This is a genomic window from Parasphingorhabdus sp., from assembly GCF_039939955.1.
Classification (GTDB): Bacteria; Pseudomonadota; Alphaproteobacteria; order Sphingomonadales; family Sphingomonadaceae; genus Parasphingorhabdus.
Map to the genome: position 1 here is coordinate 620,660 of NZ_JBDVHS010000005.1, position 17,705 is coordinate 638,364.

At 54.4% G+C, this 17,705-nt stretch carries 18 protein-coding genes and 1 pseudogene; 10 read left to right on the forward strand and 9 right to left on the reverse strand.

Annotated elements, in window-relative coordinates; genetic code table 11:
- Positions 1–6: 6 nt before the first annotated feature.
- The 7 genes from trpA to purB all read right to left on the reverse strand — a co-directional run bounded on the left by trpA (position 7) and on the right by purB (position 5,845).
- Complete coding sequence (trpA, locus tag ABJG22_RS08270) at positions 7–795, reverse strand: tryptophan synthase subunit alpha (RefSeq protein WP_348019764.1); 789 nt, start codon at positions 793–795, stop codon at positions 7–9.
- Entirely contained in the window at positions 792–1,316 is a 525-nt protein-coding gene (locus ABJG22_RS08275) for a hypothetical protein (protein WP_348019765.1), read from the reverse strand. The genes trpA and ABJG22_RS08275 overlap by 4 nt, the downstream gene beginning before the upstream one ends.
- A complete protein-coding gene (gene trpB, locus ABJG22_RS08280; RefSeq protein WP_348019766.1) occupies positions 1,313–2,563 on the reverse strand; it encodes a tryptophan synthase subunit beta in 1,251 nt (416 codons plus the stop codon). Before trpB ends, ABJG22_RS08275 begins: the two co-directional genes overlap by 4 nt.
- Positions 2,564–2,650: 87 nt before the next feature.
- Positions 2,651–3,331 (reverse strand): phosphoribosylanthranilate isomerase, encoded by a 681-nt coding sequence (locus ABJG22_RS08285; protein ID WP_348019767.1) that lies wholly within the window; start codon positions 3,329–3,331, stop codon positions 2,651–2,653.
- A 110-nt stretch (positions 3,332–3,441) separates the two neighbouring features.
- Entirely contained in the window at positions 3,442–4,116 is a 675-nt protein-coding gene (gene pyrF / locus ABJG22_RS08290; protein ID WP_348019768.1) for an orotidine-5'-phosphate decarboxylase, read from the reverse strand.
- A complete protein-coding gene (locus ABJG22_RS08295; protein ID WP_348019769.1) occupies positions 4,113–4,457 on the reverse strand; it encodes a LapA family protein in 345 nt (114 codons plus the stop codon). Before ABJG22_RS08295 ends, pyrF begins: the two co-directional genes overlap by 4 nt.
- An 86-nt stretch (positions 4,458–4,543) precedes the next feature.
- Positions 4,544–5,845 (reverse strand): adenylosuccinate lyase, encoded by a 1,302-nt coding sequence (gene purB / locus ABJG22_RS08300; RefSeq protein WP_348019770.1) that lies wholly within the window; start codon positions 5,843–5,845, stop codon positions 4,544–4,546.
- Positions 5,846–5,958: 113 nt separating this feature from the next.
- On the opposite strand from purB, the gene ABJG22_RS08305 reads away from it, so the two are divergent.
- Positions 5,959–7,059 carry an ATP-dependent 6-phosphofructokinase gene (locus tag ABJG22_RS08305; protein ID WP_348019771.1) on the forward strand — a complete coding sequence of 367 codons (1,101 nt, stop codon included), beginning with the start codon at positions 5,959–5,961 and terminating at the stop codon, positions 7,057–7,059.
- A 15-nt stretch (positions 7,060–7,074) separates the two neighbouring features.
- Here ABJG22_RS08305 and radC read toward each other — a convergent pair whose 3' ends face one another.
- Complete coding sequence (radC, locus tag ABJG22_RS08310; RefSeq protein ID WP_348019772.1) at positions 7,075–7,779, reverse strand: DNA repair protein RadC; 705 nt, start codon at positions 7,777–7,779, stop codon at positions 7,075–7,077.
- A 148-nt stretch (positions 7,780–7,927) separates the two neighbouring features.
- On the opposite strand from radC, the gene ABJG22_RS08315 reads away from it, so the two are divergent.
- From ABJG22_RS08315 to ABJG22_RS08325, 3 genes are all read left to right on the forward strand, one after another.
- On the forward strand, positions 7,928–11,071 hold the full coding sequence (locus ABJG22_RS08315; RefSeq protein WP_348019773.1) for a YdbH domain-containing protein: 3,144 nt from the start codon (positions 7,928–7,930) through the stop codon (positions 11,069–11,071).
- An 82-nt stretch (positions 11,072–11,153) separates the two neighbouring features.
- Positions 11,154–11,336: a YnbE family lipoprotein gene (locus ABJG22_RS08320; RefSeq protein WP_348019774.1), complete on the forward strand. Its 183-nt coding sequence runs from the start codon at positions 11,154–11,156 to the stop codon at positions 11,334–11,336.
- Positions 11,336–11,731: a YdbL family protein gene (locus tag ABJG22_RS08325; protein ID WP_348019775.1), complete on the forward strand. Its 396-nt coding sequence runs from the start codon at positions 11,336–11,338 to the stop codon at positions 11,729–11,731. Before ABJG22_RS08320 ends, ABJG22_RS08325 begins: the two co-directional genes overlap by 1 nt.
- Before the next feature lie 69 nt (positions 11,732–11,800).
- Here ABJG22_RS08325 and ABJG22_RS08330 read toward each other — a convergent pair whose 3' ends face one another.
- On the reverse strand, positions 11,801–12,271 hold the full coding sequence (locus ABJG22_RS08330) for an Lrp/AsnC family transcriptional regulator (RefSeq protein WP_348019776.1): 471 nt from the start codon (positions 12,269–12,271) through the stop codon (positions 11,801–11,803).
- Between the two features lie 127 nt (positions 12,272–12,398).
- On the opposite strand from ABJG22_RS08330, the gene ABJG22_RS08335 reads away from it, so the two are divergent.
- The 6 genes and pseudogenes from ABJG22_RS08335 to ABJG22_RS08360 all read left to right on the forward strand — a co-directional run bounded on the left by ABJG22_RS08335 (position 12,399) and on the right by ABJG22_RS08360 (position 17,679).
- Positions 12,399–14,795, forward strand: a complete 2,397-nt coding sequence (locus tag ABJG22_RS08335; protein WP_348019777.1) for a transketolase — start codon at positions 12,399–12,401, stop codon at positions 14,793–14,795.
- 272 nt (positions 14,796–15,067) lie between these two features.
- Positions 15,068–15,421, forward strand: a complete 354-nt coding sequence (locus tag ABJG22_RS08340; protein ID WP_348019778.1) for an AtpZ/AtpI family protein — start codon at positions 15,068–15,070, stop codon at positions 15,419–15,421.
- Positions 15,422–15,466: 45 nt separating this feature from the next.
- On the forward strand, positions 15,467–16,219 hold the full coding sequence (locus tag ABJG22_RS08345) for a F0F1 ATP synthase subunit A (protein WP_348020332.1): 753 nt from the start codon (positions 15,467–15,469) through the stop codon (positions 16,217–16,219).
- A gap of 39 nt (positions 16,220–16,258) precedes the next feature.
- Positions 16,259–16,477, forward strand: a pseudogene (locus ABJG22_RS08350) (F0F1 ATP synthase subunit C); the annotation flags it as partial.
- A 165-nt stretch (positions 16,478–16,642) separates the two neighbouring features.
- Positions 16,643–17,128 carry an ATPase gene (locus ABJG22_RS08355; RefSeq protein WP_348019779.1) on the forward strand — a complete coding sequence of 162 codons (486 nt, stop codon included), beginning with the start codon at positions 16,643–16,645 and terminating at the stop codon, positions 17,126–17,128.
- A gap of 23 nt (positions 17,129–17,151) precedes the next feature.
- Entirely contained in the window at positions 17,152–17,679 is a 528-nt protein-coding gene (locus ABJG22_RS08360) for a F0F1 ATP synthase subunit B (RefSeq protein WP_348019780.1), read from the forward strand.
- The last annotated feature ends 26 nt before the right edge of the window (positions 17,680–17,705 follow it).

Consider the following 17,705-nt stretch of genomic DNA (forward strand, 5'->3'; position numbering starts at 1 on the left):
AGAAATCTAGCGTGCCGAGGCAATAGCATCGGAAAGTGATTGAACATAGTCCCGTACATGGGGCGCAGCGTCTTTGCCATATTTTCCGACGATTTCAACGATGGCAGAACCAACAACAACCCCATCGGCGACGCGCGCGATTTCGGCAGCCTGTTCGGGCGTACGCACGCCAAAGCCAACCGCGACGGGCAGGTCGGTGCCCGCTTTCAATCGGCTGACCGCTTCTTCGATGCTGGCCTGTGCGGCCTGTTGCTGGCCGGTGATACCGGCGACGGAGACATAATAGAGGAAACCGCTCGCGTTGTTCAGAATTTGCGGCAGTCGTTCTGCGTCAGTTGTCGGGGTTGCGAGCCGGATAACCGCAACATCCTTGGCGCGCAGAGCGTCACCAAGGCTTTCGTCTTCCTCGACCGGAATATCGACGCAGATCACCGCATCAACACCGGCGTCAACGCTGGCATTGGCAAACCATTCGGAGCCTCTGATCGTCATCGGATTGGCATAGCCCATCAGCACCAGCGGTGTATCCGGGTGTCGCTGACGAAACTCTTTGGCCATGTTGAAGATGTCTGCGGTCGTAGTGCCCGCAGCCAGGCTACGGATATCCGCTTCCTGAATCGAGGGGCCATCGGCCATCGGATCGGTGAACGGCATGCCGAGTTCGATGATATCCGCGCCACCTGCGACAAGCGCATCAAGAATGGCACCGGTATCGGCAGGGGTCGGATCGCCAGCGGTGACGAAGGTGACGAGGGCCGCGCGGTCGGCGGGGAAAGATTGTGAGAGACGGGTCATGATTTGACTTCCAAATTGCTCGAAATTGTTGCGATCAGTTTCGCGATACACAAAATCACAATCAGCGCTGAGAATATTAGTCCAGGTAATTTAAGAAGGGGAGACGTTACATAACAAGACTGCGATATTATCGAAAACACCCCTCCACAGGGCTGTATTTCCGTAAATTGTCCACTAACGCGCATGGCATGCAGGGTCAGTAGTGCAACCGCGCAGATCCCAAAAACACGATAGTTATTCATAAATGCGAGTATGCGATTGCTTGGTTTGCGTTTCTGGAAAAACTCCAACCCATGCCAAAAGAATAGGGCTGTTCCGACCATGAAAGTGGGAAGCAATGATTCACCTAACACGCCTATGCAACCAACGTTTTCACCTTGCCCATATTGAACGCAACGCGGGTCCCAGATGTAAGATACGTTGAATTGAACTATAGCGAACAGGAAAAGCATCATCATGCTGATCAGCCACTTTCGAAGTTTTTGCGCGTGTAGTTGTGATAGTTCGTCAAACGTCGTCAAATCTCCGTCCCCAACGCCTCGGCCACAGTGAAAATATCTTTGTCCCCACGCCCACAAAGATTCGCCAAAATGATCTTGTCGCGATCCATCTTCACCGCTTCGCGCACCACTGCGGCAATCGCGTGGCTTGGTTCCAATGCGGGAATGATGCCTTCGGTGCGGCAGAGCAGCTGGAAGGCGTCGAGCGCTTCGCTGTCGGTGGCGCTGTCATAGTCGACGCGGCCGGATTCCTTCAGCCAGCTATGTTCGGGGCCGATGCCGGGATAGTCGAGGCCGGCGCTGATAGAATGAGCTTCGGTGATCTGGCCGTCTTCGTCCTGCAGCAAATAGGTTTTGTTGCCGTGGAGGATGCCGGGACCGCCGCCTGCAAGGCTCGCCGCATGTTCCTTGTCCAGACCATGGCCAGCCGCCTCGATGCCGAGCATCTTGACGTCTGGATCATCAAGAAAGGGATGGAACAGGCCGATGGCGTTGCTGCCGCCGCCAATGGCTGCGACCAGCATATCGGGCAGGCGTCCGGTGCGTTCGAGCATCTGGGCGCGGGCTTCCTTGCCGATCACACTTTGGAAATCGCGGACCAGCTCGGGATAGGGATGGGGACCGGCGGCGGTGCCGATGATGTAGAATGTGTCGTGCACATTGGCGACCCAGTCGCGCAGTGCCTCGTTCATCGCGTCTTTCAGCGTCGCCGCGCCGCTGGTCACCGAAACGACTTCCGCACCAAGCAGTTTCATCCGGAAGAGATTGGGTTTCTGACGCGCGACATCGGTGGCGCCCATGAAAATCGTGCAGGGCAGGCCAAAGCGCGCGCAGACGGTGGCGGTGGCCACACCATGCTGACCGGCTCCGGTTTCCGCGATGATCCGCGTCTTGCCCATGCGCATGGCGAGCAGGATTTGCCCGATGCAATTGTTGATTTTGTGCGCGCCGGTGTGGTTCAGCTCGTCCCGCTTGAACCAGATTTGCGCGCCCCGTTTCTCTCCATTTGGGCCTTCCGGCGCATCCTTGCGGACTTCCTCGGTCAGGCTTTCGGCATAATAGAGCGGGGAAGGGCGACCGACATAATTTTGCAGCAGATCGTTAAACTCTTCCTCGAACGCCGGATCGGCCTGCGCCGCGCGATAATGTTTTTCCAGATCGAGGATCAGCGGCATTAACGTTTCGGCGACATAACGCCCGCCAAATTCGCCAAAATGACCGCGGTCATCGGGCATGTTGCGAAAACTGTTGGGCGTTGTTTGGTTCATTGTGCGATCATATCCGTTCGTGCTGAGCTTGTCGAAGCAGGAACCCTTGCGGCAATCACCCTTGGACAGGTTCAGGGCGAACGGGTCTTACTTGGACGCGTCATAGTCCCGCACCGCTTGGCAAAAGGCGGCGATTCTGTCCACCTGTTTGACGCCGGGCGCGGATTCCACGCCGGAGGACACGTCGACCAGCGGAGCTTGTGTGGCCTGCAGGGCGCCGGTCACATTGTCGGGATCAAGGCCGCCTGCGAGGCCCCAGTCGATCTGGTGATCATGGTCCGCCAGCAGGGACCAATCAAAAGAGGTGCCGGTTCCGCCGGGTAGGGCTTTGGCGGGTGCGTCAAAAAGCAACCGGTCCGCAGCGCCGACATAGCGGCTGGACTTGGCCAGCGTCGGCTTGTCTTTTACGCCCAGCGCCTTCCAGATTTCCAAACCACTATTGTCCGAGACCAGTTTTAGCCAGTCCGGCGTTTCGCTGCCATGGAACTGGATGACATCCGGCTTGACCACGCTGATGGCCTTGCCGGTTGTTTGGGGATCGGCGTTGACCAGCAGTAGCGCGACCTTGATCCGTTGTGCGGCATAAGTGCGAAGCGCAGCCGCCTGTTCCAGCGACACATGGCGCGGGCTTTTTTCAAAATGGACGAGCCCGATATAGTCAGCACCACTGTCTATGGCGGCATCAATGGAGGCTTCGGTCGAGAGACCGCAGATTTTGATTTTTGTTTTCATGGGCAAGCTATTAGCGCGCAAAATATCGTTCGTCATGCTGAACTTGTTTCAGCATCCATTTCTCTTCTCAAGCCATGCCGAGCGAGGAAGAGTGGACCCCGAAACAGGTTCAGGGTGAAGGACGATGGTGCGCTATCGTTGAAGAATTAAAGCGTTGCTTCAATCGCCCGCGCTGCCTCGCCGGGATTTTCGGCTCCGGTGATCGGACGACCAATCACCAGCACGCTGGCGCCATTGTCGCGCGCTTGCCGGGGCGTAACCGCCCGCTTCTGGTCGCCCATCGCACCGCCTTTGGGGCGCAGCCCGGGAACGACGAAAAAGCCGTTTTTCCAGACATTGTGTGCGGCTGCGACTTCATTGCCGGAACAGACGATACCATCCAGCCCGGCTTGCTGGGCCAAACCGGCTAGCCGTTCGACCTGATCATGCGGTGTGCCGTTATAGCCGATTTGGGCCATATCGCGCTCGTCGAGCGAGGTCAGCAAAGTGACGCCGACCACCTTTGTATGTTCATTGGCTGCGGCCTTGGCATCTTCCATCATCGCGCGGCCGCCCGAAGCGTGAATCGTGACAATGGCGGGTTCCAGTACATTGATCGCCTGCATTGCCTTGGCAACGGTATTGGGAATGTCATGCAGCTTGAGATCGAGGAAGATCGGCAGGCCGAGCTTATGGATTTCGTGCACGCCGTGATGGCCATGGGCGCAGAAGAATTCGAGGCCGAGTTTCAGGCCGCCGACATGGCCTTTTACCGATTGCGCAATCGTGATGGCCCGGTCGAGATCGGGCGTGTCGATTGCGACGAAAATCGGGTTGCTCATAGTCCCGATGCTTTTTCGTCGGGGACCGATGAAATGGCCGGCTTGGGCTCTGCTGCCGGTGTCGGGGCAGGACTAGCGACCGGCGCCGGAGCAGGGGCAGGGGCTGGTCGTGCTGCAGTCTCCAGCGTCTTGATCCGGCGAGAGAGCCGCCACTTGGAGCCTCTCAACAACAGCCATGTCGGGAGAAAACCGAGCAGGAAGGCGCCAACAACGAAGGTCGAGACCCGGGCCTCAACCACCGCTGCACCGAGATCCAGCGATGACCGTGCTTCATTGGACCACCAGAAAATGAATGTTGCGACCAGCAGAAGAACCCAGAACAGGATTTTGATAAATTGCATGCTTCACCTTTTCCGTCGTGTTGCGGCCATCCTAGTCCTAAAAGGGGCAGGTGGCCAGATGCTATGCGGTGGTTCCGAAAACCGGCTTATTCGCCAAAGACTCTTGCGAAAATCGTGTCGACATGTTTGAAGTGATAATCGAGGTTGAACCGTTCTTCGAGTTCTTCGTGCGACAGTTTGGCGGTGACATCGGGATCGGCCTTGAGCAGGTCCAGCAATGCGATTTCGCCGTCTGATTCCCAGACTTTCATCGCGTTGCGCTGGACGATGCGATAGCTGTCTTCGCGGCTGATGCCGGCTTGTGTCAGCGCCAGCAATACGCGCTGTGAGTGGACCAGACCGCCCATGCGATCGAGGTTTTTCTGCATCCGCTCGGGATAGATCAGCAGCTTTTCAATAACACCGGTCAACCGTCCGAGGGCAAAGTCCAAGGTGATTGTCGCGTCGGGGCCGACCATCCGCTCGACCGAACTGTGCGAAATATCCCGTTCGTGCCACAGCGCGACATTTTCCATCGCCGGGAGGGCATAGCTGCGAACCATGCGGGCGAGGCCGGTCAGGTTCTCAGTCAGGATCGGGTTGCGTTTGTGCGGCATCGCGCTGCTGCCCTTCTGGCCCGGTGAGAAATATTCTTCGGCTTCGAGCACTTCTGTCCGCTGCAGGTGGCGGACTTCGACCGCAAGTCGTTCTACCGAAGAAGCAATCACGCCCAATGTTGCAAAATATTGCGCATGACGGTCACGCGGAATGACCTGGGTCGAGACAGGCTCGACTTCTAGGCCCAGCTTCTCGGCCACATGCTCTTCAACCTTCGGGTCGATATTGGCAAAGGTACCGACCGCGCCGGAAATTGCACAGGTGGCAATTTCCTTGCGGGCTGCAACCAGTCGCTCGCGGTTGCGTTCAAATTCGGCATAGGCTTGCGCCAGTTTCAGACCGAAGGTGACGGGTTCGCCGTGGATACCGTGGCTACGGCCGATGGTCGGTGTGAACTTATGCTCATAGGCCCGCTTTTTGATGGCGGCTAGCAAGGCGTCGATATCTGCAAGCAATATGTCCGAAGCCCGCGCCAGCTGTACGGCAAGGCAGGTATCCAGAACATCGCTGGAGGTCATGCCCTGATGCATGAAGCGGGCTTCTTCGCCGACATTTTCTGCGACATTGGTCAAAAAGGCGATGACATCATGTTTCACTTCGCGTTCGATCTCGTCGATCCGCGCAACGTCAAACTTGCCCTTGGCCCAGATGGCCTCCGCTGCTTCTTTCGGTACCACACCCAGTTCGGCGAGCGCATCGGTGGCATGTGCTTCGATTTCGAACCAGATCTGAAATTTCGATTCAGGTTCCCAGATGGCAACCATGTCGGGACGGGAATAACGCGGGATCATTTTTGTTCCTTGGATAAAGAGACGCTTTGCGGCAATGTTGTGCCGTGATTTGCGGTCCCGCTAGCACCATCGAAATGAGTCGGCAATGCAGCGGCGGAAACAGGGAGAATAAAATGCGATTGGCAGTGCTTACCGGCGGCGGCGATGTGCCGGGTCTCAATCCCTGCATCCAGTCGATTGCGACTTCGGCATGGCAGCGGGGCTGGGATGTGATCGGCCTGCGCCGGGGCTGGGAGGGCGTGCTGGATGTTGACCTGAGCGATCCCTGGTCATTGGAAAATTGCGCGATGGTTCTCGACAAGGACCGGGTGCGCGGCATTGATCGGCAGGGGGGCACAATATTGCACAGCTCTCGCTGTGACCCGCGTGTGACCGATCAAGGCGACCAGACGCAAAAGGTTTTGGACGTACTCGATGCGTTAAAAGTTGATGCGCTGATTACCATGGGGGGAGATGGCACGCTGCGTTTCTCCGCCTATCTGTCGAGTTTGGGACGCAATGTCATTTCGGTTCCCAAAACGATGGACAATGATGTTCACGGTACGGATTATTGCATCGGTTTCTCTACTGCGGTGACCCGCTCGGTTCAGGCGATCAACTCGCTACGCACCACAGCGGCGAGTCATGAACGGATTGCGGTGATCGAACTATTCGGCCGGCGATCTGGTGAAACAGCGTTGCTTTCCGGTTTTCTGTCGCAGGCAGACCGGACCGTGATCGCCGAAGTGCCCGCCGATATGGACGTGCTGTTGCCGCTGCTGCTCAAGGATAAGGAAGCCAATCCCGAATCCTATGCGATATGTCTGGTGTCGGAAGGCGCGAAGCTGTCTGGCGCGACGGACTTTGCCGACGAAATCAACAAATCCAATACGAATCGCAATCGTCTCAATATCGGTACCCAATTGGCGCGTGAAATCGAGGCGCGCAGCGATGAGCGGACGATCGTGCAGGAACTGGCCTATCTGATGCGGGCAGGGGAGCCGGACGCGATGGACCGAATGGTCGGCTTTGCCTTCGGCGCGCTGGCGGTGCAGCTGATCGAACAGGACCGGATGGCCAATATGGTCTGTCTGTCGGATGGCAATTACGGGGCGGTGTCGATCGGAACCTTGCTGGAAGACACCAAGAATGTGAATGTGTCGGGGCTCTATGATGCCAATCAATATCGGGCAAATCTGATGCAGGTCGAAGACATGCCGATGTTTCTATATTGAACGCCATTGGGTTTGTTAGATTAGACCTTGAGATCGCAGGGAATGATGACCGTCCTTGCCGATGATGATATGATCATGGACGGTGATGCCGAGCGTTCGGGCCGCGTCGCAAATATCTTTTGTAATTGCGATATCCTGTCGGCTGGGAGCGCTGTCTCCGCTGGGATGGTTGTGGACCAGGATGATCGAGGCTGTTCCCAATGCCAGCGCGCGACGGATGATCTCGCGGGTATAGATAGCCGCTTGATCAATTGATCCTTCGCTCACCAGTTCATCGCGGATAAGCCGGTTCTTGCTGTCGAGATGCAGCACTCGGACCCGTTCGTGGACCAGATGCGCCATATCCGCCCGTAAATAGTCGAGCAGCGCCTGCCAGCTGGAGAGTATGGGCTGTTCTCGCACTGGTTGGGAAATTAAACGCAATGCTGATATCTGGACGATTTTCAAGGCGGATACGCTGGTTTCTCCCATGCCCGCGACATTCTTCAGTGCATCCGTGTCCGCAACGAGGAGCCGAGAAAAACCTCCAAAGTCATCGATGAGCTGCTTTGCCAGTGGTTTTGTGTCGCGGCGCGGAATGGCAAGCGCGAGCAGATATTCTACCAGTTCATGATCACTGAGGCTGGCACCCTGACCGATCAATATACGTCGGCGAAGGCGGCGGCGGTGTCCGCTGCTATCTGATGTCGAGGTTGCTGAATTTTCACGCTCTCCGGCCATTTTGCTTCTATATACCGAACAAACCAAGAACAAAGTTGATAACGGAAAAACAGGCCGAATATGTCCAATTGCCGATCCAGCGCAAAAACTGGTCCGTTGGGGCACTTGTACATTGCAACTTCAGGAAGACTTCTGCATCTCAGCGACGATGGATGAAGAAGCCGCCCAGGACCCGATAGGACGCCGTTCCCGGTTTCGGCTGCTGGGCTGGATAACATTTGCGTTGGTCTTGCTTGGCCTGCTTAGCTTGTGGATCAGCCGCGCGATTTTGGCCGACAATATCATTCAATCCCAACTTGATCAGATGGATGTCACGGCCAGCTATGAGATTGAGGATATTGGGCTTCGCAAGCAGGCCATTCGTAATGTGATCATTGGTGATCCGGAGCGGCCGGATATGACTGCGGACTTGGTGGAAGTCGGGAGCTCCCTGACCACCGGCGGTGTCGGTATCAACTGGGTCCGGGCGAGCGGAGTGAAGCTGTTCGGGCGACTGGAGAATGGCAGGCTTAGCTTTGGGGATATAGACAAGTTCACGGACCCGGAAGATGACAGCCCGCTTGCGTTGCCGGAAATGTGGCTGGGCTTGGCCGACGCGAAATTGCGTATCGACAGCGAATATGGTGCCGTTGGGCTTGCGCTGACCGGTGAAGGCCAGTTGCAAGACGGCTTCAATGGCGAGATTGCTGCCATCAGCCGGAATCTGAAGCTTGGTGACTGTACGCTAGAGAGACCGACCTTTTTTGGCGAGATCGCTATTCGCGACAAGAAGCCGCGTCTCGAGGGACCGTTGCGGCTCCCGAATTTGGCATGTGGCAGTCTTGATCTGTCAGCGGAAGATTTTGCTGCGCAAGTTGCGGTTGATCTCGGTGAGAATTTGGCGAGCTGGTCCGGCAATATCGGTCTTATCGGTGGGCCGCTTCGCTACGCCAGCTATGCCAGTCAAGAAATCAAGGCATCCTTGGATTTGTCTGGCGATTTTGAGCAGAGCAGCGGTGACGTAGATTTAGCTGCGAGCGGCCTGCAATCTCCTTATGGGCGGGCGGATATCTCGCGGACTAAGGGCCAGTTTGCCCTGGGCTATGGCAGCGCGCAGCTGACAGCGAATTTTGTGGGGCAGCCGGAAATCCGCGGGATCCATGTGGCGCAAGATCTTTTGCGGCAAGCAGGCAATCTGTCTGCATCGGTTACAGTGACGCCCGTCAGTCCTCTTGTAGACAAGCTTGCGCGAGCCACGCAACAGGCTGGCAGCAATCTGGATATATCGAGCGATGTGCATTTCTCGAAAAGTGCCGACCGGACCACGCTTGAACTCAAGGCGCTGGAGGCGCGCTCGCGTTCCGGGGCTTTGCTCAATCTGAGTGATCCATTGCTACTGGCTTTTACCGACCAGAACATCAGGATTATGTCAGACGGACAGCTGCAATTGGCTGGCGGCGGTTTTCCCAGCGCAAGATTGTTTGTGGATGATGGCAGCCTGTCTCGTGGTTTTTCCGGCCGACTTGAAATCGCTACTTATGAAGCTGGTTCGGCGCGGCTGAAAATGCCGGCATTAAACTTTGTACCCGCGCGTCTAGGTAGCACCGACATAGACGGCCGGATCATCTTGACCGGACCGTTCGCGGATGGTCAGATTACTGGCCTGCAGGTGCCGATTAGCGGAAATATTCAGAGAAATGGCAATTTCTCCCTGTTCCGCCGGTGTATCAACCTTCAATTTGCAAGCCTGCGCACGACGTCATTGCAAGCAGGGCCAAGCAGCACGCCGATATGCCCGCAAGGCGGTGCTATGGTGACCGGCGATCAAGCCGGGGTCCGAGTTGCGATCAATGCACCTTCGCTCAAGTTCAACGGCGATGTCGGCGGCACGCCGTTGTCCATTTCAAGCAGTCTGCTCGGATTTTCCTTGGCAAATGGCTTGACGGCGGAAAATGTTGGTGTCCAGCTGGGGGATCCGGACAGTATGACAAGCCTGAATATGGCTACGTTAAGCGCTGCTTTTGGAGGTGCCATGTCCGGCACGATAGAAGGCGCTTCTGGGCAAGTCGCCAATGTACCGCTGTTGATGGAAAATATCGATGGGAACTGGCGATATGAAAATGGTGAGTTTTTAGCGGATGCTAGCCTCCGGGTTCGGGATGAGGAACCGGTCGAGCGTTTCAAACCGTTGATAAGCGACGATATCGCGCTGCGTTTTGATGGCAATCGCCTCACAGCGACAGGATGGCTCCGAGAGCCGGATAGCCAGATCGCCGTCGCCGCGATCGATATCCACCATATTTTGGATAGTAGCGAGGGAAGGGCGCTGATTGATGTTCAGTCGTTGATGTTCAACGATCAATTGCAACCCGAACAACTAACCCCGCTAACGCTCGGTGTGGTCGCCAATGTACAGGGCGAGATATCCGGTGCCGGGCGGATCGATTGGGATTCTTCGGATGACGGCATCAAAAGTACGGGTAGTTTCCGTACCAATGGCCTGAATCTGGCGGCGGCTTTCGGTCCGGTAACTGGCCTGTCGGGAGAAATTAGCTTTTCCGACCCGCTCGGTTTGGAAACCGGTCCGGGTCAGATTGTGAGCCTGTCCGAAGTTAACCCTGGTGTTGCGGTCTTTAACGGGCAAATTCGGTACCGGCTGCTTGCCGATTATAAATTGCAGGTCGAGGCAGGGGAATGGCCGTTTGCGGGCGGGAAACTATATTTAGAACCCACCATTTTGGATTTGAGCGAGGAAGCCGAAAGGCGGCTGCAATTCACCGTCGAAGGGATTGATGCAGCCCAGTTTCTCACCCAGTTTGATTTCGAAAATCTGACGGCGACCGGCGTGTTCGATGGCAAGTTGCCGATGGTCTTTGATCAGGACGGCGGCCGGATTGTCGGGGGATATCTTGTGGCGCGCGAAGGTGGCGGCACGCTCGCCTATGTCGGAGAGCTTAGCTATGAAGATATGGGTACCATGACCAATTTTGCCTTTAACGCGCTGAAATCTATTCAATACCGTAATCTTACCATCGGTATGGAGGGGGATATAGCAGGTGAAATTATCACGGAAGTGAAGTTTGCGGGATTGCAGCAAGGTGAAGATGCGAGCCAGAATTTCATCACCAAGCAACTTGCACGCATTCCATTGGAATTTAACGTGCGTATCCAGGCACCGTTCATGCAATTGATGAACAGCGCCAAATCCTATTATGACCCCGAAGCGTTGGTCGGGGAGAATCTTCCTGCGCTGCTGCGGGCACAAGAGGCGAGGGCGAAGGAAGCGGTGAGGGTTCTGGAAGAAAATGAATAGTTTATTCAGCCGAGGGAAAGCGATGATGCTTTATAGGAGAAGTCAATTGACGGATCGATCATATGGTGCGATTCGTCGTAAAATGAGGAGTTTAACCACCACCGGCCTGATCTTGGGGACATTGACAGCGCTTTCTGCCTGCGTGCAGGTGACTGCACCTGATAAGCCAATCGTCATCAACCTTAACATCGATATCAAGCAAGTGGTGTATCGCCTTGACGGCGATGCCAAGGACCTAATCAACGAAGAAGCGGATATTTTCTAATGTTTGAATATGTAAAGAAGCACAAGTCTTTGGCTGTTATCAGCGGTTTGCTGCTGACGGCGGTTGTTACCATGCCCGCTATGGCACAACGGAACCCGGCCTATGCAGCTGCGCGTGCATCCGGCGTTATCGGCGAGAAATCCGATGGTTATCTTGGCTATGTTGTAGCGCCTTCACCAGCAATCAAAGCGCTGGTCGAGGATATCAATATCAAGCGTAAAGCGGCTTATACCCGCAAGGCGCAGGAAACCAATTCCACCGTCGAGCAATTTGCTTTCACCTCTGGTTGTAACCTGATCATGCGGACGACGGCTGGCGAGAAATATCAGACGCCATCGGGCGGATGGGAAACACGAGGTTCTGGCGCCCCAATACGGGATGCGAGTTGCCCTTGAGCACGCTCTGAACAGAGATAACAAAAGGGCGCTTTGATTGAATCAAAGCGCCCTTTTTTGTCAAAAGCATCAACCGCTATAGGATGATTGTGATTTGACCCGTCTGATGGGGACCGAACTTTCGATAGAGGCGACACTTGGAATCTTCGTCAGCTTTCCGGTTAAAAAGGCTTCGAAATCGGCCAGATCTGCCACCGCTATTCGCATCAGATAATCACGGTTTCCGGTCATCAGCCAGCAGTCGGCCACTTCTGGATAGGTAGCGATAGCGTCTTCGAACGCATGCAGTGCATTATTGACCTGTTTGTCGAGTTGAACGGACACAAAGACCGAGAACCCAGATCCTAAACGTGCATCATCAAGTTCGGCTCGATAGCCCAATATGACGCCGCTCGTTTCCAGGTTTTTTACGCGCCGTGCGCAAGGTGTCGGGCTCAATCCGATTTGTTCACTCAAATCCAACATCGATATCCGCGCATTTTTTTGCAGGATGCTCAAAATGCTTCTGTCTATGGAATCAAAATTAGAGTTATTCATCATTATATGTCCAAATATTAGTGATAATCATCAGTTTATGATCTGTATATGTGAGAAATTGCAAGGTTATTCGATTAATCCTAGTGTATCAATCGGCAGACAAATAGATTTTTCATAGTGAAGCAAAGCCATGTCAAAACCGTCTCTCGAGTCCTTGAAAACCATCGAAAGTCGCATTTTGTGGCTGGCATCTTGGACGATCCACAATGCCAATCATTTGCGCGAGAAAGACGAGACCGGCGTGAAGGTCGGCGGTCATCAGGCTTCATCTGCTTCTATGGCTACCATTATGACGGCGCTCTATTTCGCCTGTTTGAAACCTGAGGACCGGGTTGCTGTTAAGCCGCACGCATCCCCGATCTTCCACGCAATTCAATATCTTGCAGGTCAACAAACCCGTGAGAAACTAGAGAATTTTCGCGGGTTCGGCGGGGCACAAAGCTATCCGTCCCGCACAAAAGACATTGATGACGTCGATTTTTCCACGGGATCAGTGGGGCTCGGCGTGGCGCAAACCTTATTCTCGTCGCTGGTGCAGGATTATGTCACCCATCACGGTCTTATGGCCGGGCGTTCTGAAGGCCGGATGATTTCGTTGGTCGGCGATGCGGAAATGGATGAGGGCAATATTTATGAAGCCCTGATCGAAGGGTGGAAACATGATTTGCGCAATTGCTGGTGGATCGTCGATTATAACCGTCAATCTCTAGATGCTGTTGTGCATGAAGGCCTATTCGAAAAATTTGAGGGCATGTTCCGCAGCTTCGGGTGGGACGTTGTCACGCTTAGGCATGGTCGGATTCAGGCAGAAATATTTGCGCGGGAAGGTGGCGACGCGCTGAGGCTCTGGATTGAGCAATGTCCCAATCAACTCTATTCGGCTCTGATATTCCAAGGGGCTGAGGCTTGGCGCGACCGGCTCCAGACCGATTTTGCGGACAATCCCGACGTATTGAAAATACTGGATCAGCTGGATGATGATCGGTTGGAAGAGTTTATGGGCAATTTGGGCGGGCATGATCTGCCCTCGCTCACCGAGGCATTTGCGCGCGCGAGCCAGCATGATCGTCCGACATTATTCATTTGCTATACAATCAAGGGGCATGGTCTGCCGTTGGCGGGCCATAAGGACAATCACGCGGGGCTGATGACCCCGAAGCAAATCGATGTGCTGCGCCAGCGCTTGAATGTGCGCGAAGGCCATGAATGGGAAAAATGGGAAGGGGTGGAAGACAAGCAACCGTTGCTTGAAACGCTGATTGAAAACACGGCTTTTTTCGCAAATGGTCATCGGCGACTGGCCTCTCCGAAAATTGCCGTGCCAGAGCAATTGCCGGTCCCCAAAGCGAAAAACAATATGCTGTCCACACAAATGGCTTTTGGCAATATCATGCATGATATTGCCAAAGAATCGACGGAGCTGGCCGATCGGATCGTCACGACATCGCCCGATGTCACCGTCTCAACAAATTTGGGCGGGTGGGTCAATCGACGCGGCATATTCGCGCGAAACGAAGCGGCGGACTTGTTCCGGGACCAGAAAATTCCATCGACGTTTAAATGGGATTCTTCGCCGGCCGGTCAACATATTGAACTGGGTATTGCCGAGTCCAATTTGTTTCTTCTGCTGTCAGCGCTTGGTCTGTCTCACGCCATCAATGGCGAACGACTGCTGCCGGTTGGCACTGTATATGATCCTTTCATTTACCGTGCCGCGGATCAGATGAACTATGCTTGCTATCAAGATTCGCGTTTCATGATTGTCGCAACCCCATCCGGCGTCAGCCTGGCCCCTGAAGGCGGTGCCCATCAATCCATCGGAACACCGTTGGTGGGCATGGCACAGGATCGTTTGGCCTATTTTGAACCAGCCTTTGCGGATGAACTTGCGGTTATCATGCGCTTTGGTTTTGCATTCATGCAGAATGATGATGGCCCGAACGCAGAATCCAGCAATTGCTTGGATGACGAGGCGGGTGGTTCGATATATCTTCGCCTGTCTACTCGTCCAATTGAACAATTTGAGCGCCAAATGACGCCGGCGCTGCAATCTTCAATCATCGACGGTGGCTATTGGCTGCGAGAGCCGGGCCCCAATACAGAAGTGATCATCGCCTATACCGGAACCTTGGCCCCCGAAGCGATAGAGGCGGTCGGGAGAATGGGCGAAGATGTCCGTGATATTGGGCTGCTGTCGATCACTTCCGCTGACCGGTTGCTGGCTGGTTTTTCGGCGGCGCAGAAACGCCGCCAAAATGGAAGCGTTCATGCCCGCTCTCACATTGAAAAGCTGTTCGATGGTATCAATTCCCATGCCGGAATTGTAACGATTTGCGACGCTCATCCCACAACCCTAGCATGGTTGGGTTCGGTGAAAGGCAACAGAACGCGCGCGCTTGGTGTCGAAAAATTTGGACAGACGGGATCCATAGCAGAACTATATCGGAGCTATGGAATAGACACGCACGGCATTATGCAAGCCGTCCAAGAGCTGTCGATCGGACGTCCTTTTCGGAACATGCCATAGCAATAGGAAGTTGATGCTTCGAGAATGAGGGCGTTCTAGACTAAGTCGGCCTTTACTGCGCCCACGGCAGCCATTCAATCTGGCTCATTTCAGGGCTTTTTTGCGTTGATATCGGCGGAAAATTCGGCCTAGCAAACGCCCAATTTTCCACCATGCAGTATCGCTGTTGACTTGACGCTAATGCTTTCCTAAACGGACCGCGCCTTGGCGGGTCGGCCTGCTGTTGTTTATGGCTCTTTTTGGCGCTCTTCGGGGCAATTTAAGGGGTAGTAATGGTAGCAAGCGAATCTGATCGGGATCCCCTCGAAGAGGATGTGCGGGTTTCATCGCTGGAAGAGCGACTGGAAACGGCACAGAATAGAGAGCGGATCAAAGCAGGGCACCGAAACAAAGGGCCAGACGAAAGTCAGCGGCTCGGCGCAAGGGTGCTAAGCTATTTGATTGGGGGCGTGGCTGCTGGTTTCATCCTTGGGTGGCTTTTCGACACCTGGTTGGAAACAACGCCATTGTTCCTGTTGCTGTTCTTCTTCCTCGGAACTGGAGTAGCGTTCAGGAAAATTTATGTGATTGCGAGCCAACCGGTGAAAGATATCGGAACGGCGTTAGCAGATGATGATGACGATTGACGATCAGGGGTTATATTAGTGGCTAAAGAAGGCAAAATTGATCCTATGCACCAGTTCGAAGTGCAACCCATTTTTGATGGTTTCACTTTGTTCGGTCAGCAGATCAGTTTCACAAACAGCGCGCTTTGGATGTTCCTCGTCCTCGGGCTTATTTATGTATTCATGATGGGCGGTATGAAGCGGGAATTGGTTCCCGGTCGCTGGCAGGTCATGGTTGAAGGCATTGTTGGCTTTGTCGATAATATCATCGCGACCAGCATCGGCCCCAATGGCAAGAAATATACGCCTTGGGTGTTCACCTTGTTCATGTTCATTCTGTTCTCGAACCTTTTGGGCATGATGCCTTTCGGTATCATTCCGGGTATCCATCCTTTCACGGTTACTAGCCAGTTCACCGTCACCGGCCTATTGGCTGCGATCAGCTTCTCGATCGTTTTGATCGTTGGTTTCTGGAAGCACGGGTTCAAGTTTTTCAGCCTGTTCATCCCGCATGGCACGCCGCTTCCGATGATCCCCTTGATCTTCATGGTCGAACTATTGTCCTTCCTCGTGCGTCCGTTCAGCCTCGCGCTGCGGTTGTTCGTTGCGATGATCGCGGGCCATATTCTGATAAAAGTGTTTGCGAATTTCGTCATTCAGGCGATTGACGCAGGCGGTGCCAGCTTGGGTATCGCGGTTCTCAGTATTGTGTTCATCGCTTTTGTTAGCGCGCTGGAATTGCTGGTTTGCGCTATTCAGGCCTATGTTTTCGCTCTTCTCACATCGCTGTATATCAACGATGCGGAAAATCTTCACTAAGTCACTTTCAATCCTAGTTTTACAATACGGAGTTTAAAAATGGATCTCTCTTCTGCACAAGTTATCGGCGCTGGCCTGGCTGCAATCGGTGTTGGTGCCGCTGCTACCGGTGTTGGTAATGTTTTCGGTTCCTTCCTTGAAGGCGCTTTGCGTAACCCATCTGCGGCTGACGGCCAGCAGGGACGTCTGTTCATCGGCTTTGCTGCTGCTGAATTGCTCGGCCTGATCGCTTTCGCTGTTGCAATGATCATTCTGTACGCACCGCCAGCGGTTGCTGAACCAGCAGCTGCAGCTGTTGAAGCAGCAGTTGAAGCGCCGGCCGCAGTCGAAGCACCGGCAGCAGCAGAATAATCTGCTGAATGCTTTGGCCTTGTCTAACGAGGCCAGGCTGTCAGTTTTGTGTCTTGAATCTACAGGTGAATAATGCCTCAAATTAGTCAGCTTTTGGAAGTCTATGGTAGCCAGTTTTTCTGGCTACTGATCGTCATTGGCCTCATTTATTTTGGCATTGCCAAGAATATGGTGCCGAAGATCAGCAAGACCGTCGATGACCGTCAAAAACGGATTACCGACGACCTTGCTGCGGCACAGGGCGCACAAGACAAGGCTGAGCAGATTGAGGCTGATTATCGCACCAGTATCAACGATGCGCGGGCAGATGCGGTTAGCAGCATCAATGAAGCCAAGGCCAAAGCTGCTAAAAAAAGCGAGGCTGCGATCAAGCGGGCTGATACGACCATTGGCAAGAAAGCCGATGAAGCGGATGCCGCATTGAAGACAGCCAAAGCAGCTGCGCTCAAGGAAGTCGAAACAGTGGCTGCCGAAGCGGCGCAGGCGATTGTTAAGACGGTTTCCGGCGGCAAGGTTACGGCAACCGATGCAAAGAAGGCGGTCAAGGCCGCTTTCTGAGCGCCTGCTGAAGGAGATAGAATATGCTATTGACGATTTTGGCAGAAGGCGCAGAGCCTACCGCACTCGGACTGAACGCTACCGGTTGGGTTGCCGTTGGTATGCTGATGGTATTCGGCATCATGCTGTGGGCGAAAGTCCCAAAGATAATCGGTGGCATGCTGGATAAGCAGATCGCCGAGATTAAGAAGACTCTCGACGAGGCTGCGAACCTCCGTAAGGAAGCGGAAGCTCTCAAAGCTGAATATGAAGCGAAGACCGCTGGCGCGAAGGCAGAAGCCGAAGCGTTGATGGACAGCGCTGAAAAAGAAGCTGCGACACTGGTCAAGCAGGCAGAGGCTGATACCAAGGCATTGGTTGCTCGCCGCAAGAAAATGGCTGAAGAAAAAATCGGTGCTGCCGAGCGCTCTGCGATTGCAGAAGTTCGCGCCAAGGCTGCCACCGCGGCAACGCAGGCAGCGGAAGCATTGATTGTTGCTCGCCATGATGCGGCAGCTGACAAGGCGTTGGTCGATCAAGCCATTGGCGATATCGGCAAGACGGTAAACTAAGCCAGTTTGCTCCCTGCCTATGGCGG

Bases quoted from the DNA above. Each gene is read 5' to 3' on its own strand.
- trpA (WP_348019764.1), bottom strand. From the start codon at position 795: ATGACCCGTCTCTCACAATCTTTCCCCGCCGACCGCGCGGCCCTCGTC.
- trpB (WP_348019766.1), bottom strand. From the start codon at position 2,563: ATGAACCAAACAACGCCCAACAGTTTTCGCAACATGCCCGATGACCGC.
- ABJG22_RS08285 (WP_348019767.1), bottom strand. From the start codon at position 3,331: ATGACGAACGATATTTTGCGCGCTAATAGCTTGCCCATGAAAACAAAA.
- pyrF (WP_348019768.1), bottom strand. From the start codon at position 4,116: ATGAGCAACCCGATTTTCGTCGCAATCGACACGCCCGATCTCGACCGG.
- ABJG22_RS08295 (WP_348019769.1), bottom strand. From the start codon at position 4,457: ATGCAATTTATCAAAATCCTGTTCTGGGTTCTTCTGCTGGTCGCAACA.
- purB (WP_348019770.1), bottom strand. From the start codon at position 5,845: ATGATCCCGCGTTATTCCCGTCCCGACATGGTTGCCATCTGGGAACCT.
- ABJG22_RS08305 (WP_348019771.1), top strand. From the start codon at position 5,959: ATGCGATTGGCAGTGCTTACCGGCGGCGGCGATGTGCCGGGTCTCAAT.
- radC (WP_348019772.1), bottom strand. From the start codon at position 7,779: ATGGCCGGAGAGCGTGAAAATTCAGCAACCTCGACATCAGATAGCAGC.
- ABJG22_RS08315 (WP_348019773.1), top strand. From the start codon at position 7,928: ATGGATGAAGAAGCCGCCCAGGACCCGATAGGACGCCGTTCCCGGTTT.
- ABJG22_RS08320 (WP_348019774.1), top strand. From the start codon at position 11,154: ATGAGGAGTTTAACCACCACCGGCCTGATCTTGGGGACATTGACAGCG.
- ABJG22_RS08325 (WP_348019775.1), top strand. From the start codon at position 11,336: ATGTTTGAATATGTAAAGAAGCACAAGTCTTTGGCTGTTATCAGCGGT.
- ABJG22_RS08330 (WP_348019776.1), bottom strand. From the start codon at position 12,271: ATGATGAATAACTCTAATTTTGATTCCATAGACAGAAGCATTTTGAGC.
- ABJG22_RS08335 (WP_348019777.1), top strand. From the start codon at position 12,399: ATGTCAAAACCGTCTCTCGAGTCCTTGAAAACCATCGAAAGTCGCATT.
- ABJG22_RS08340 (WP_348019778.1), top strand. From the start codon at position 15,068: ATGGTAGCAAGCGAATCTGATCGGGATCCCCTCGAAGAGGATGTGCGG.
- ABJG22_RS08345 (WP_348020332.1), top strand. From the start codon at position 15,467: ATGCACCAGTTCGAAGTGCAACCCATTTTTGATGGTTTCACTTTGTTC.
- ABJG22_RS08355 (WP_348019779.1), top strand. From the start codon at position 16,643: ATGCCTCAAATTAGTCAGCTTTTGGAAGTCTATGGTAGCCAGTTTTTC.
- ABJG22_RS08360 (WP_348019780.1), top strand. From the start codon at position 17,152: ATGCTATTGACGATTTTGGCAGAAGGCGCAGAGCCTACCGCACTCGGA.